Source organism: Pseudomonas sp. UBA4617, assembly GCF_002386445.1.
Lineage (GTDB): Bacteria > Pseudomonadota > Gammaproteobacteria > Pseudomonadales > Pseudomonadaceae > Aquipseudomonas.
Window position 1 is genome coordinate 58,541 of sequence record NZ_DGIR01000019.1, and the last position, 13,964, is coordinate 72,504.

The following is a 13,964-nucleotide window of genomic DNA, read 5'->3' on the forward strand; positions in this document are numbered from 1 at the left end:
TGTCATGGCTAAAATCGGTTTCCTCGGCACCGGCATCATGGGCAAGCCCATGGCGCAGAACCTGCAGAAAGCAGGTCACAGCATCTTCGTTTCCACCCACCACGACGCGGCCCCGGCCGACCTGATCGCCGCTGGCGCAGTAGCCCTGGCCAACCCGAAGGAAGTGGCCCAGGAAGCCGAGTTCATCATCATCATGGTGCCGGACACCCCCCAGGTCGAAAGCGTCCTGTTCGGTGAGAACGGCGTGGCCGAAGGCGTAGGCCCGAACAAGGTAGTGATCGACATGAGCTCGATCTCGCCGACCGCGACCAAAGCCTTCGCCGAGAAGATCAAGGCCACTGGCGCTGCCTACCTGGACGCCCCGGTGTCCGGTGGTGAAGTGGGTGCCAAGGCCGCGACCCTGAGCATCATGGTCGGTGGCTGCCCGAAGGCCTTCGAGCGCACCCTGCCGCTGTTCGAAGCCATGGGCAAGAACATCACCCGCGTAGGTGGCAACGGCGACGGCCAGACTGCCAAGGTGGCCAACCAGATCATCGTTGCCCTGAACATCCAGGCCGTGGCCGAAGCCCTGCTGTTCGCCGCCAGGAACGGCGCCGACCCTGCCAAGGTGCGTGAAGCGCTGATGGGTGGCTTCGCCTCGTCGAAGATCCTCGAAGTGCATGCCGAGCGCATGATCAAGGGCACCTTCGACCCAGGCTTCCGCATCAACCTGCACCAGAAGGACCTCAACCTGGCCCTGCAAGGCGCCAAGGAACTGGGCATCAACCTGCCCAACACCTCCAATGCCCAGCAAGTGTTCAACACCTGCCAGGCCCTGGGCGGCGGCAACTGGGACCACTCGGCGCTGATCAAAGGCCTGGAGCACATGGCCAACTTCTCGATCCGCGACGACCAGTAAGACCTTACCGGCCTCTTCGCGGGTAAACCCGCGAAGAAGCCAACGCCGATGAACCTGCGACCACAGGTTCATGGGTGAAGCCGAGCAACACCCGCCCCTGGTTCGGCCTGCACGGAGGCAGTTCCAGGGGCGTTCTTGATTGTGCAGAACAACAATAAACTGGGAGCCTGCCATGTCGGTCGATCCGCAACAACTTCTCCGCGAGCTGTTCGACACAGCCATCGCCGCCGCCCACCCGCGCCAAGTTCTCGAACCCTGCCTGCCCGCCGACCGTAGCGGCCGGGTCATCGTCATCGGCGCCGGCAAGGCCGCCGCTGCCATGGCCGAAGTGGTCGAGAAAAGCTGGCAGGGCGAAGTCTCCGGCCTGGTCGTCACCCGTTACGGCCATGGCGCCAACTGCCAGAAGATCGAAGTGGTCGAAGCGGCCCACCCGGTCCCCGATGCCGCCGGCCTGGCCGTGGCCAAGCGCGTGCTGGACCTGGTCAGTAACCTCGGCGAAGACGACCGTGTCATCTTCCTGCTGTCTGGCGGTGGTTCAGCGTTGCTGGCCCTGCCTGCCGAGGGCCTGACCCTGGCCGACAAGCAGCAGATCAACAAGGCGCTGCTCAAGTCCGGCGCCACCATCGGCGAGATGAACTGCGTGCGCAAGCACCTCTCGGCGATCAAGGGCGGCCGCCTGGCCAAGGCCTGCTGGCCAGCTACGGTCTATACCTATGCCATTTCCGATGTACCCGGCGACCTCGCCACGGTGATTGCGTCCGGCCCCACCGTGGCCGACCCGAGCACCTCGGCCGATGCCCTGGCCATCCTCAAGCGCTACAACATCGAGGCCCCCAAAGCGGTCATCGACTGGCTCAACAACCCGGCCTCGGAAACCGTCAAGGCCGATGACCCGGCCTTGGCCCGCAGCCACTTCCAGCTGATCGCCAAGCCCCAGCAGTCGCTCGAAGCCGCTGCGGTCAAGGCGCGCCAGGCCGGGTTCAGCCCGCTGATCCTCGGCGACCTGGAAGGCGAGTCGCGCGAAGTGGCCAAGGTGCATGCCGGCATCACCCGGCAGATCGTCCAGCATGGCCAGCCGCTGAAGGCGCCATGCGTGATCCTCTCCGGCGGCGAGACCACCGTCACCGTACGCGGCAACGGCCGTGGCGGGCGCAACGCCGAATTCCTGCTCAGCCTGACCGAAAACCTCAAGGGCCTGCCAGGGGTGTATGCCCTGGCCGGCGATACCGACGGCATCGATGGCTCGGAAGAAAACGCCGGCGCCTTCATGACCCCAGGCAGCTATGCCCGCGCCGAAGCGCTGGGCCTGTCGGCCAGCGACGAGCTGGACAACAACAACGGCTACGGCTACTTCGCCGCGCTGGATGCGCTGATCGTCACCGAGCCAACCCGCACCAACGTCAACGACTTCCGCGCCATCCTGATTCTCGAGACTGCCCAATCATGACGCCTGATAAGAAAGTGAAGATCCTCGCCACCCTCGGCCCTGCGATCAAAGGCATCGACGACATCCGCCAACTGGTCAAAGCCGGGGTCAACATCTTCCGCCTCAACTTCAGCCACGGCGAACACGCCGACCACGCGCTGCGCTACCAGTGGATTCGCGAAGTCGAGCAGCAACTGAACTACCCGCTGGGCATTCTCATGGACTTGCAAGGGCCGAAGCTGCGCGTCGGCCGCTTTGCCGAAGGCAAGGTCCAGCTGCAGCGCGGCCAGGCCCTGCGCCTGGACCTGGACAAGGCCCCGGGCGACAGCCGCCGGGTGAACCTGCCGCACCCCGAAATCATCGCTGCCCTCGAGCCAGGCATGGACCTGCTGCTCGACGACGGCAAGCTGCGCCTGCGCGTCACCGCCAAACACAGCGACGCCATCGACACCGAAGTGCTGGCCGGTGGCGAGCTGTCCGACCGCAAAGGGGTCAACGTGCCACAAGCGGTACTCGACCTTTCGCCGCTCACCGAGAAAGACCGCCGCGACCTGGCCTTCGGCCTGGAACTGGGCGTGGACTGGGTGGCCCTGTCGTTCGTCCAGCGCCCGCAAGACATCACTGAAGCACGCCAACTGATTGGTGACCGCGCCTACCTGATGGCGAAGATAGAGAAGCCCTCGGCGGTCGAGCAACTGCAAGCCATCGCCGAGCTGTCGGACGCGATCATGGTGGCCCGTGGCGACCTCGGCGTGGAAGTGCCGGCGGAAAGCGTGCCGCAGATCCAGAAGCGCATCATCGGCACCTGCCGCCAGCTGGGCAAACCGGTGGTGGTCGCCACGCAGATGCTCGAATCCATGCGTTTCTCGCCAGCGCCGACCCGTGCCGAAGTCACCGACGTGGCCAACGCGGTGGCCGAGGGTGCCGATGCGGTGATGCTTTCGGCCGAGACCGCTTCCGGTGATTACCCGCTGGAAGCCGTGCAGATGATGAGCAAGATCATCCGCCAGGTGGAGAATGGCCCGGACTACCAGGCCCAGCTCGACGTGGGCCGGCCGAAGGCCGAAGCCACCGTGTCGGACGCCATCAGCTGCGCGATCCGCCGGATCAGCGGCATCCTGCCGGTGGCGGTGCTGGTCAACTACAGCGAGTCGGGCGCCTCGACCTTGCGAGCTGCGCGCGAGCGGCCGCGGGCACCGATCCTCAACCTGACACCGAACCTGAACACCGCACGCCGCCTGAGCGTGGCGTGGGGGGTGCACTCGGTGGTCAACGATCGCCTGCGCCAGGTGGACGAGGTGGTTTCCACTGCCCTGGAGATTGCCCAGGCGCAAGGCATGGCCAGCCGTGGCGACACGTTGCTGATTACCGCTGGTGTGCCGTTCGGCAAGCCGGGGTCGACTAATACGCTGCGGATCGAAACCTTGATCTGAGAGTTTTGGGGGCGCTTTGCGCCCCTTTCGCGGCACAAGGCCGCTCCTACAGGGATCACGCAAGCCTGAAGGTGTCGCGGTCCCTCTAGGAGCGGCCTTGCGCCGCGATCGGAGGGCGCAGCCCTCCCCAACACCGAAATACCTGACCGGCGGAAAACCCGAGGCCCAAAGAGGCCCACCGCGCCCCATCAACCTCACTGACTGCCCCGATGTACACCAAAAATTTCGTCAACCCGTGCCCCGACTGGGCCACGGCGCTGCTCAACGGCTTCAGCCAGGTGCTGCTGCTGCGCAACCCCCTGTGCGGCCTGTGCTGCCTGCTGGCCATCCTGCTGACCGCCCCAGACCTGGTCGGTGGCGCCTTGCTCGGCGCCCTCGCTGGCCTGCTCACCGCCCAGGCACGCGGCTACGACCGTGCCGACCGCCAGGCCGGCCTGTACAGCTACAACGGCGTGCTGATCGGCATCCTGATCAGCGCCGTGCTGCCCTGGTCGGCCATCCTGCCACCACTGATCATCGCCGCCGGTGGCCTGTCCAGCATCATCACCCACCAATGGCGCAAGCGTGGCGGCAAGCTGCTGGTGGCCTATACCGCCCCCTTCGTGCTGCTCGGCTGGGCCACCCTGCTGATCGCCAGCCCCGCGCCCGGCGGTTTCGTCGAAGCCGACCCGCTGCACGCCCTGACACGCGGGGTGGGGCAGATCTTCCTGCTCGACCGACCGCTGGCCGGCCTGCTGATCATCGTCGGCATGTTCATTGCCAACCCCTATGCCGCCCTGTGGGCAGTGCTCGGTTCGGCCATCGGCGGCGGCCTGGCGCTGCTCACCGACCAGGCACAGGCTGCGTGGCTGGGCCTTTACGGCTTCAACGCTGCACTGGCAGCACTGGCCTTCAGCAGGCAAGGCGAAAAGCCCTGGGTGACGTTGCTGGCAATCGTCCTGGCCCTGTTGATGCAACCCCTGTTCAATTGGCTGCCGCTGCCCGGCCTGACCGCGCCCTTTGTCACCGCCTGCTGGCTGATGCACCTGGGCAGCCACCTGGCCCAACCCAGGCAACGCAACGCCAGCCGCTTGCACAGCTGAAAGGCAACCCCTAGGCTCAGCCCATCGCAATTTTGGAACGAGCCCATGAACAACCCCGCGAGCCTGCGCGAGCGGCTCTTCGTCATCGTCTTCCAGACCGACACCGTGGCTGGAAGACGCTTCGACAAGATCCTCCTGCTGATCATCCTGGCCAGCCTGGTCACGGTCATCCTCGACAGCATCGACGAAGTCCACCAGGGCTACGCCGGCCTGCTGGCCGCTATCGAATGGGGCTTCACCGCGATCTTCCTGGCCGAGTACCTCACACGCCTGTACTGCTCGCCCAGGCCGCTGCGCTATGCCTTCAGCTTCTACGGCCTGGTCGACCTGCTGGCGATCGTGCCGGGGATCATCGCCCTGTACTACAGCGACGCCCAGTACCTGCTGATCATCCGCGTGATCCGGATGCTGCGGATCTTCCGTGTGCTCAAGCTCAGCCCGTACCTCAAGCAGGCGCATTACCTGATCGATGCACTGCGCGGCAGCAAGCAGAAGATCATCGTGTTCCTGGTCACCGTCTCCACCCTGGTGACTGTGTTCGGCACCCTGATGTACGTGATCGAAGGGCCGCAGCACGGTTTCACCAGCATTCCCAAAGGTATCTACTGGGCCATCGTCACCCTGACCACCGTGGGCTTTGGCGATATCGTGCCGAAGACACCGCTGGGGCAGGTGATTTCGTCGCTGGTGATGATCATTGGTTATTCGATCATTGCCGTGCCGACCGGGATATTCACCGCCGAACTGGCCAATGCCATGCGCGGTGAGCAGCTGCAACACGACTGCCCTGTCTGCAGCAAGAAAAACCATGAACCGGCGGCGGCGTTCTGTTCCCGCTGTGGCAATGCGCTGTTTACCAAACAATGATGGTGGCTGTTCCGGCCCTGGCGGCAGAGCAGCAGAAGCATAACCAAAGTGTTTTTTGTTCTTTATCCGCCGCGGAGCTGCCCGCTATAGTCGCAGGCAAATTGCCAACACCTTCTCGATAACAAGGAAGCCACGTGAAAAAACTCTTCACCGCCTCGCTGCTCGCCGCAGGCCTGGCCCTGGGCAACCTGGCCCACGCCGCCCCCACCCTGCTCAACGTTTCCTACGACGTGATGCGCGACTTCTACAAGGATTACAACCCGGCCTTCCAGAAGCACTGGGAAGCCGAGCACAACGAGAAGGTCAATGTGCAGATGTCCTTCGGCGGCTCGAGCAAACAGGCGCGTGCAGTGATCGACGGGCTGCCCGCCGACGTCATCACCATGAACATGGCCACCGACATCAACGCCCTGGCCGACAACGGCAAGCTGGTGCCGGACAACTGGGTCAGCCGCCTGCCGAACAACAGCGCGCCGTTCACCTCGGCCACCGTGTTCATCGTGCGCAAAGGCAACCCGAAAGCCCTGAAGGACTGGCCCGACCTGCTCAAGGACGGCGTGCAGGTGATCGTGCCCAACCCGAAGACGTCGGGTAACGGCCGTTACACCTACCTGTCGGCCTGGGGCTATGTGCTCAAGCAGGGCGGCGACGAGAACAAGGCCAAGGCATTCGTCGGCAAGCTGTTCAAGCAGGCTCCTGTGCTCGACACCGGCGGCCGCGCCGCGACCACCACGTTCATGACCAACCAGATCGGTGACGTGCTGGTGACCTTCGAGAACGAAGCCGAGATGATCGCCCGCGAATTCGGCCGCGACCAATTCGAAGTGGTCTACCCGAGCGTATCGGCCGAAGCCGAGCCGCCGGTGAGCGTGGTCGACAAGGTAGTGGCGCGCAAAGGTACCCAGGCAGTGGCCGAGGAATACCTGAAATACCTCTGGTCGCCAGCGGCCCAGGAAATTGCCGCGCAGAACTACCTGCGCCCGCGTGATGCAACGGTACTGGCCAAGTACACTGACCGCTTCCCGAAAGTGGACTTCCTGTCGGTGGAGAAGACCTTTGGCGACTGGCGCACAGTACAGAAGACCCACTTCAATGATGGTGGGGTGTTCGACCAGATCTACACCAATCAGTAATTGATGCAGGCCTGGCCGGCCCTGCCGCCGGCCAGTGCAGGCAACCTCACATCTGGCGGAACACCAAGGCCTTCAGCCCACCCGCCGGGTCCACATCAGGAAACTCGGGTGGGTTCTCCAGCCGCTCGACAAATGCCAGCGACGGCGCCTGCTCCGCCATGCCCTCGATCAGGAACTCGGGCCCGATCCCTGGGTCATTCACGCAAGCCAGCACCGTCCCGCCCTGGTTCAACAGCTCCGGCAAACGCCGCAGGACCTTCGCGTAGTCCTGGGTCAGCACGAAGCTGCCGCGCTGGAAGGTCGGTGGGTCGATGATGATCAGGTCATACGGCCCGTACTTGCGCACCTTGCCCCACGACTTGAACAACTCGTGCCCCAGGTACGCCACGCGCGACGCGTCATGGCCATTCAGCCGATGGTTGTCGCGCCCGCGCGACAGTGCCGACTTGGCCATGTCCAGGTTCACCACCTGCTCGGCGCCCCCGGCAATTGCCGCCACCGAAAAGCCGCAGGTATAGGCGAACAGGTTCAGCACGCGCTTGCCCGCCGCCTGCTCGCGCACCCAACGCCGGCCGTAGCGCATGTCGAGGAACAGGCCGTTGTTCTGCCGTACGCCCAAGTCCAGCAGGTAGGTCAGGCCGTCTTCGATCACTTCGCGTTGCTGGCACGGCTCGCCCAACAGCCACTGGCCCGGGCTGTCTGGCAGGTAACGGTGCTGGATGAGAATGGCCTGGCCGGTCCACTGTGGGCGCTCGGCGAGGCTGCGCAGCATGGCTTCCAGTTCGGCCAGCTGGCCTGCGGGCGGCTCGCGGAACAGAGCCACCGACAGTACCCCCTGCAGCCAGTCGACCGTGACCTGCTCCAAGCCTGGCCAGCAGCGGCCACGGCCGTGGAACAGGCGGCGGGTTTCCTGCGGGGCAGGGTCGAAGGCGGTGAGCAGCTGTTGCTCAAGAGTGTGGATTGGCGAAGTCATCGGGGGTCGCAAGCTGGCAAAAGCGGAATTCTACCCCCTTAGGGCGCTTTGCGTACGGGGCCTGAACCACCAGCCCTGCTGCATCCCCGCCGCCGCCAGCAGGATCAGCGCCACCCCCAGCCATTGCAGCGGCGCCAGACGATGGCCAAAGGCCACCCAGTCGACCAATATCGCCGCAATCGGGTAGATGAACGACAGCGCCCCGGTCAACGCCGTGGGCAAACGCTGGATGGCGCTGTACAGCAACACATACATCAAGCCGGTGTGCACCATGCCCAAGGTCAGCAGGCTGGCCAGCGCCGGCACTTCGCCCGGCAGCCCGCCCAGCTCGACCCAGGGCGCCAGCAACAGCACGCCGGTAGCCACCTGGATCAATGCAATCAGGTGCGGTGGGGTGCCGCTCAGGCGTTTGATGATCAGTGCCGCGATGGCATACAGGAAGGCCGCCCCCAGCGCCAGGGCAATGCCCAGCAGATAGTCGTCGCCACCGCCCTGCCCGCTGCCATGGGCACTGACGATCGCCAGCATGCCGAGGAACGCCACGCTGAGCCAGGTGACCTTGGCCAGGGTGATCCTTTCGCCCAGGAACACGGCCGCCAGCCCCACCAGCATGAATGGCTGCACGTTGTACACCGCCGTGCCGATGGCAATCGATGCCCGCGAATACGACGCGAACAACAGCACCCAGTTGCCGACGATGGCCACACCGCTGGCAATCGCCAGCAGAAATGCCGTGCGGCTGATCACGCCCGACCGCAAGAAGCCAAAGCCTGCGCAAATGACCAGCAAAGTCACTGCACCGAACACGCAACGCCAGAACACCACTTCCAGGACCGGCTGGCCAGACACCAGCACGAACCAGCCGATGGTCCCGGAAATCAGCATGGCGCCGACCATTTCCAGCGAACCACGGCGCAACGAACTGTCCATCTCACACCTCCTGACGATAATGGCAACAGTATGCAAACGTTTCCGGGTCGCCTTCCAGCGGATATCGAAGGTAGATTTGCTCAGCCACCTTTACTATCAAGGCAAATCATCCGAACGACCTTATGAGGTGAGTATGACCGATGCCATCGACCAATTGCTGATCAATGCACTGATGGAAGACTCACGCCGTTCGCTCAAGGCCCTGGCGCAGATCAGCGGGTTGTCAGCGCCCAGCGTCAGTGAACGCTTGCGCCGCCTGGAGCAGCGCGGTGTGTTGCGCGGTTACACCGTGGAGGTCGACCCGCGCGCGTTTGGCTACCAGTTGCAAGCGATCGTGCGCATCCGCCCACTGCCCGGGCAACTGCAGGAGGTGGAGCGGCAGATCATTGCCATCCCCGAGTTCACCGAGTGCGACAAGGTCACCGGCGAGGATTGCTTCATCGCTCGGCTGCATGTGCGCTCGATGGAGCAGCTCGATACCCTCCTTGACCGTCTGAATACGTTGGCCGAAACCAATACCGCAATCATCAAGAAAAGCCCGGTGAAGCGGCGCTTGCCGCCGATGAATTGAGCCAAGTCGGAGCCGGCCTCTGCGCAAGCAAACCGGCGACGGGGCCAACTCAGATAAAAGCTGACTATTTTTTTGTACACAGGAATGTCACCATAAGTGCCATTTTTGTGTGCACTTTTCTATTCAACGCCCCGATACGTTACACGAAACCCACCTAAAAGCTTGACCAATCGATCAACTAAGCAGTCCGAAAAAAATTTAAACCTGTTCAATTGGTCAAATTATATTTTTCGTATTTCATAAAGTTATCCGCAATAGCGCCTGATTCAAGATAATGGCACCTGCCTGGTTGGTTTTCATGTGGCACGGAACTCGCTTTTGTGTGTTCGTGTTTTGTATACAAGTTGAACAAAACATAAATACACAAGAACCCGCGACGCCGCCCCAATAGCGGCCGCCGCGCCCTGAACCCAGTGATGCCAACGCTGCACCGACGAGATGGCGAGCCCGTGCGCATGCCCGCTCATCGCAGTCCACGTGCATCAGGAGCCCGCCGGAATGAGTACCAGCCTCGACCTAGCCCCTGAACTATCCGTCGCCAGCACCCACCCTGCCTCGCCACTCGCCGACAGCCAGCCGACACTGGCCCTGAGCCCACGCCTGCATAATCGCGACCTCGCCCCGACGCGCCTCCACGGCCGCCGCTGGGGCCGCTACAGCATCTTTGCGCTGTGGACCAACGATGTGCACAACATTGCCAACTATTCGTTCGCCATGGGCTTGTTCGCCCTCGGCCTGGGCGGCTGGCAGATATTGCTGGCGTTGGCCATCGGTGCAGCGCTGGTGTACTTCTTCATGAACCTGTCCGGCTACATGGGGCAGAAAACCGGCGTGCCATTTCCGGTCATCAGCCGTATCGCCTTCGGCATCCACGGCGCGCAGATTCCAGCGCTGATCCGCGCGATCATCGCCATCGCCTGGTTCGGCATCCAGACCTTCCTGGCATCGGTGGTGCTGCGGGTGCTGCTCACTGCCGTGTGGCCGCACCTGGCTGCCTACGATCACGACAGCATCCTCGGCCTGTCGAGCCTGGGCTGGGTGTGCTTCGTGGCGATCTGGCTGGTGCAACTGGTGATCCTGGCCTATGGCATGGAGATGGTGCGCCGCTACGAGGCCTTCGCCGGCCCGGTGATCCTGCTGACGGTTGCCGCCCTGGCGGTATTCATGTACGTCCAGGCCGACGCCCGCATCGCCTGGTCAGTGGCCGCGCCGCTGAGCGGCTACGAGATGTGGCGCAACATCTTTGCCGGCGGTGCCTTGTGGCTGGCCATCTACGGCACCCTGGTACTGAACTTCTGCGACTTCGCCCGCTCTTCGCCCTGCCGCAAGACCATTCGCGTGGGTAATTTCTGGGGCCTGCCGGTGAATATCCTGGTGTTTGCCATCATCACTGTGGTGTTGTGCGGTGCGCAGTTCCAGATCAACGGCCAGGTCATCGACAGCCCGACGCAGATCGTCGCCAGCATCCCCAGCACACCCTTCCTGGTGCTTGGCTGCGTGGCATTCCTAATCGTCACCGTGGCGGTGAACATCATGGCCAACTTCGTCGCGCCAGCCTTTGTGCTCAGCAACCTGGCGCCGCGCCACCTGAACTTCCGCCGTGCCGGGCTGATCAGTGCCACCCTGGCGGTGCTGATCCTGCCGTGGAACCTGTACAACAGCCCGCTGGTGATCGTGTACTTCCTGTCCGGCCTGGGCGCGCTGCTCGGCCCGTTGTACGGGGTGATCATGGCCGACTACTGGTTGCTGCGCAAAGGCCGCATCAACGTGCCGGAGTTGTACACCGAGCACCCGGCCGGGGCCTACCACTACAGTAAGGGCATCAACCTGCGCGCCGTGGCCGCCTTCGTGCCGGCCGCATTGCTGGCCATCGTCCTGGCCCTGGTGCCCAACTTCCATGGCATCGCGCCGTTCTCCTGGCTGATCGGCGCCGGCATCGCCGCTGCGGTGTACCTGCTGATCGCGCCGCGCAACCGCCAATACCACGATGTCAGCGGCGAATGCATCGCCGTCGACCACAGCAGCCACTGACCAGGGAGGGCTACACATGCGTATCCTGATTGCCAACGTCAATACTACCGAAGCCATCACCGAAGCCATCGCCGAACAGGCCCGCAGCGTGGCCGCGCCCGGTACCGAAATCATCGGCCTGACCCCATGGTTCGGCGCCGAATCGGTGGAAGGCAATTTCGAAAGCTACCTGGCCGCCATCGCCGTGATGGACCGGGTGCTGGCCTATGAGGGCCGCTACGATGCGGTGATCCAGGCCGGCTATGGCGAACATGGCCGCGAGGGCCTGCAGGAGTTGCTGGACGTGCCGGTGGTGGACATCACCGACGCTGCCGCCAGCACCGCAATGTACCTGGGCCACGCCTATTCGGTGGTCACCACCCTGGACCGCACCGTGCCGCTGATCGAAGACCGCCTGAAGCTGTCCGGGCTGTATGAGCGCTGCGCCTCGGTGCGCGCCAGTGGCCTGGCGGTGCTGGAACTGGAAGCCGACCCGCAGCGCGCCGTGGCGGCGATCGTCGAGCAGGCCGAACGCGCCGTGCGTGACGACAAGGCCGAGGTGATCTGCCTGGGTTGCGGCGGCATGGCCGGGCTGGACGAGCAGATCCGCCTGCGCACGGGCGTGCCGGTGGTGGATGGCGTCAGCGCGGCGGTCACCGTTGCCGAAGCACTGGTGCGCATGCGCCTGAGTACCTCCAAGGTGCGTACCTATGCCACGCCGCGGGCGAAAAAGGTGCTGGGTTGGCCGATGCGCTGCGGTCGTTGAGCTGGCTTGCCTGTACCGGCCTGTTCGCGGGCAGGCCGCGAACCGGCCGGTACGGTCAGCCCACCACTTGCGGCTCAGGTCGGGCAGCCACGATCCCGACCATCCAGCCCCTGGCGCACGTTGCGGCTGAGCAGGCTGGCCTTGCCGTCGCGCCAGGTCAGCTTGAGCACGTAGAGGGTATCGAAATCGTCACCGTGCCAGTCCTCGGTGATCACCCGCTGGTCGCCCAGGGCCTTGCCGGCCACAGTGTTGATCAGTTCGGGGAGGTAGCCGTGCGACCAGGCGGTGTAGACGGTCGCGTTGCGGTACTTGTTGCGCAGCAGCTCGTCGGCAAGCGCTTCGGTGTCGTTGGCGCCGTAATCGATGTTCACCGGCAGGCCCAGGCGAATGGCGCTGGGGGTGATGGTCATCAGCGGGCGGATGTAGCTGTAGCTTTCCTCCTTGCTACCTTCCTCGACATGTCGCGAAGGGTTGGCGGCAAACACGTAGTCGGCCTTGCCAAAGCGTTCGGGCAGCACGCTGGCCAGATCCAGCGCTCGGTTGAGGCCCTGGCAGTTCAATTGGCCCAGGCCCTCTTCCGGCTTCTCGGCGTGGCGCAGGAACACCAGGGTTTGCGTGCCATTTGCCGGTTGCGCGCGGCTTTCGACAGCCTCCAGCACCAGCGGCACGGTGGCGGCGCTAAGCACCAGGCCCAGCAGCGGATGACGATGACGGTAAAAGAACCTAGGCAACTTGATCAAGGCGAGACACCCTTTGTAGTGGGTGCCATCCTTGGCAACGAGTGAGGGTCAGAGTGCCCTGAACCCGTTTGGTTCCTCCTTGAAGTCAGGTGCCGTCCCTGGGCTAGGCCATATTAGGAAATGGGTGTTGCCGAATTGTGTAGAGCAAAAGAACCTGCGGTTGCATGCGCCTGGCCGGTAGCCGAGTGCTTTCAGTCATCTCGCGTCAGCACTTCCAACAACTCGATCTCGAAGGTCAGGTCCGAATGCGGCGGGATCGCGCCCACGCTGCGTTCGCCGTAGGCCAACTGCGCCGGCACCTGCAGCCTGCGCTTGCCACCCACGCGCATGCCCATAAGGCCTTGGTCCCAGCCTTTGATGACCCGGCCGGTGCCGATCACGCACTGGAACGGCTTGCCACGCGACCAGGACGAGTCGAACTCGCTGCCATCGGCCAGCCAGCCGGTGTACTGGGTGATGATCAGGGCGCCTTTGACGACGGCCTTGCCGTCGCCTTCGACGAGGTCGGTGATCTGCAGTTCTTGGCTCACGGGGCACTCTCCAACACTGGAAACAAAGCCGCCCTTTTCTCAGGAATGCGCCGGTTTGGCAAGTTCGCATGGCATCGATGTCAGCGCCCCCGCTGCCACAAGCGTGGATCAGCCGAGCTGCTCGAAGGCCTGCTGCCCGGTCAATTCCCTGGTTTGGTTGGCGAAGCAATACCAGGCGGGTTTCTGTTCGACAAAAATCTGCAGGTCGAACGCCCATTCCTGGTCACCGTCAAGCAGGCCGACCGGCACCGCATGGAAGTCGTTGGCCTTGAGCCGGTAATACAGATGTGTGCCGCACTGACCGCAGAAACCGCGCTGAGCCCAATCGGACGAATCGTAAACACTGGGCGCACGCCCTTCGATTACCGGTGGCTGGCTGCAGTGCACCACCAGCAGCGGGCCGCCGGTCCACTTGCGGCACATGCTGCAATGGCAGGCGCTGATGTGGGTGCTTTCGACGATAGCGGTGAGCCGGGTGGCGCCGCACAGGCAGGTGCCGTGTTTTTCCAGGGACATGGCTGGCTCCTTCAGCTGAAGATGGGCCAGCAATTATAGACGCCTGTGCCGGCCACATCGCTGACACAGGCAGTGCAAGGCGGATGCCA

The 13,964-nt window shown here is 63.7% G+C and carries 14 protein-coding genes; 9 read left to right on the forward strand and 5 right to left on the reverse strand.

What is annotated here, in order from left to right; all coding sequences use genetic code 11:
- The first annotated feature begins 4 nt into the window (after nucleotides 1–4).
- From B4L76_RS07175 to B4L76_RS07200, 6 genes are all read left to right on the forward strand, one after another.
- A complete protein-coding gene (locus B4L76_RS07175; RefSeq protein WP_296231460.1) occupies nucleotides 5–898 on the forward strand; it encodes a 2-hydroxy-3-oxopropionate reductase in 894 nt (297 codons plus the stop codon).
- Between the two features lie 172 nt (nucleotides 899–1,070).
- Nucleotides 1,071–2,345: a glycerate kinase type-2 family protein gene (locus B4L76_RS07180; RefSeq protein WP_296231462.1), complete on the forward strand. Its 1,275-nt coding sequence runs from the start codon at nucleotides 1,071–1,073 to the stop codon at nucleotides 2,343–2,345.
- Nucleotides 2,342–3,757, forward strand: a complete 1,416-nt coding sequence (pyk, locus tag B4L76_RS07185) for a pyruvate kinase (protein ID WP_296231464.1) — start codon at nucleotides 2,342–2,344, stop codon at nucleotides 3,755–3,757. Before B4L76_RS07180 ends, pyk begins: the two co-directional genes overlap by 4 nt.
- A 209-nt stretch (nucleotides 3,758–3,966) precedes the next feature.
- Nucleotides 3,967–4,839: an urea transporter gene (locus B4L76_RS07190; RefSeq protein ID WP_296231466.1), complete on the forward strand. Its 873-nt coding sequence runs from the start codon at nucleotides 3,967–3,969 to the stop codon at nucleotides 4,837–4,839.
- 45 nt (nucleotides 4,840–4,884) lie between these two features.
- Nucleotides 4,885–5,706 carry an ion transporter gene (locus B4L76_RS07195; RefSeq protein ID WP_296231468.1) on the forward strand — a complete coding sequence of 274 codons (822 nt, stop codon included), beginning with the start codon at nucleotides 4,885–4,887 and terminating at the stop codon, nucleotides 5,704–5,706.
- 134 nt (nucleotides 5,707–5,840) lie between these two features.
- The gene (locus B4L76_RS07200) at nucleotides 5,841–6,839 is read left to right on the forward strand and encodes a sulfate ABC transporter substrate-binding protein (protein WP_296231470.1); all 999 of its coding nucleotides are present in this window, start codon (nucleotides 5,841–5,843) and stop codon (nucleotides 6,837–6,839) included.
- 46 nt (nucleotides 6,840–6,885) lie between these two features.
- Here the strand turns inward: B4L76_RS07200 and B4L76_RS07205 are convergent, their stop codons facing one another.
- Complete coding sequence (locus B4L76_RS07205; RefSeq protein WP_296231471.1) at nucleotides 6,886–7,812, reverse strand: class I SAM-dependent methyltransferase; 927 nt, start codon at nucleotides 7,810–7,812, stop codon at nucleotides 6,886–6,888.
- 30 nt (nucleotides 7,813–7,842) lie between these two features.
- Complete coding sequence (locus tag B4L76_RS07210; protein WP_296231473.1) at nucleotides 7,843–8,742, reverse strand: DMT family transporter; 900 nt, start codon at nucleotides 8,740–8,742, stop codon at nucleotides 7,843–7,845.
- A 133-nt stretch (nucleotides 8,743–8,875) separates the two neighbouring features.
- On the opposite strand from B4L76_RS07210, the gene B4L76_RS07215 reads away from it, so the two are divergent.
- The 3 genes from B4L76_RS07215 (at nucleotide 8,876) to B4L76_RS07225 (ending at nucleotide 12,089) form a co-directional block, all read left to right on the forward strand.
- The gene (locus B4L76_RS07215; RefSeq protein ID WP_296231475.1) at nucleotides 8,876–9,313 is read left to right on the forward strand and encodes an Lrp/AsnC family transcriptional regulator; all 438 of its coding nucleotides are present in this window, start codon (nucleotides 8,876–8,878) and stop codon (nucleotides 9,311–9,313) included.
- Between the two features lie 498 nt (nucleotides 9,314–9,811).
- Nucleotides 9,812–11,344, forward strand: a complete 1,533-nt coding sequence (locus B4L76_RS07220; RefSeq protein ID WP_296231478.1) for an NCS1 family nucleobase:cation symporter-1 — start codon at nucleotides 9,812–9,814, stop codon at nucleotides 11,342–11,344.
- 16 nt (nucleotides 11,345–11,360) lie between these two features.
- Nucleotides 11,361–12,089 (forward strand): aspartate/glutamate racemase family protein, encoded by a 729-nt coding sequence (locus B4L76_RS07225; RefSeq protein ID WP_296231479.1) that lies wholly within the window; start codon nucleotides 11,361–11,363, stop codon nucleotides 12,087–12,089.
- A 74-nt stretch (nucleotides 12,090–12,163) separates the two neighbouring features.
- Here B4L76_RS07225 and B4L76_RS07230 read toward each other — a convergent pair whose 3' ends face one another.
- The 3 genes from B4L76_RS07230 to B4L76_RS07240 form a co-directional block, all read right to left on the reverse strand.
- A complete protein-coding gene (locus B4L76_RS07230; RefSeq protein WP_296231636.1) occupies nucleotides 12,164–12,826 on the reverse strand; it encodes a histidine phosphatase family protein in 663 nt (220 codons plus the stop codon).
- A gap of 194 nt (nucleotides 12,827–13,020) precedes the next feature.
- Entirely contained in the window at nucleotides 13,021–13,359 is a 339-nt protein-coding gene (locus B4L76_RS07235) for an FKBP-type peptidyl-prolyl cis-trans isomerase (RefSeq protein ID WP_296231480.1), read from the reverse strand.
- Between the two features lie 108 nt (nucleotides 13,360–13,467).
- Entirely contained in the window at nucleotides 13,468–13,875 is a 408-nt protein-coding gene (locus tag B4L76_RS07240; RefSeq protein WP_296231481.1) for a GFA family protein, read from the reverse strand.
- Nucleotides 13,876–13,964: the final 89 nt, after the last annotated feature.

Excerpts from the sequence above, each read along its gene's own strand:
- B4L76_RS07240 (WP_296231481.1), bottom strand. The coding sequence starts at position 13,875 with ATGTCCCTGGAAAAACACGGCACCTGCCTGTGCGGCGCCACCCGGCTC.
- pyk (WP_296231464.1), top strand. The coding sequence starts at position 2,342 with ATGACGCCTGATAAGAAAGTGAAGATCCTCGCCACCCTCGGCCCTGCG.
- B4L76_RS07195 (WP_296231468.1), top strand. The coding sequence starts at position 4,885 with ATGAACAACCCCGCGAGCCTGCGCGAGCGGCTCTTCGTCATCGTCTTC.
- B4L76_RS07205 (WP_296231471.1), bottom strand. The coding sequence starts at position 7,812 with ATGACTTCGCCAATCCACACTCTTGAGCAACAGCTGCTCACCGCCTTC.
- B4L76_RS07210 (WP_296231473.1), bottom strand. The coding sequence starts at position 8,742 with ATGGACAGTTCGTTGCGCCGTGGTTCGCTGGAAATGGTCGGCGCCATG.
- B4L76_RS07190 (WP_296231466.1), top strand. The coding sequence starts at position 3,967 with ATGTACACCAAAAATTTCGTCAACCCGTGCCCCGACTGGGCCACGGCG.
- B4L76_RS07220 (WP_296231478.1), top strand. The coding sequence starts at position 9,812 with ATGAGTACCAGCCTCGACCTAGCCCCTGAACTATCCGTCGCCAGCACC.
- B4L76_RS07175 (WP_296231460.1), top strand. The coding sequence starts at position 5 with ATGGCTAAAATCGGTTTCCTCGGCACCGGCATCATGGGCAAGCCCATG.
- B4L76_RS07225 (WP_296231479.1), top strand. The coding sequence starts at position 11,361 with ATGCGTATCCTGATTGCCAACGTCAATACTACCGAAGCCATCACCGAA.
- B4L76_RS07215 (WP_296231475.1), top strand. The coding sequence starts at position 8,876 with ATGACCGATGCCATCGACCAATTGCTGATCAATGCACTGATGGAAGAC.
- B4L76_RS07180 (WP_296231462.1), top strand. The coding sequence starts at position 1,071 with ATGTCGGTCGATCCGCAACAACTTCTCCGCGAGCTGTTCGACACAGCC.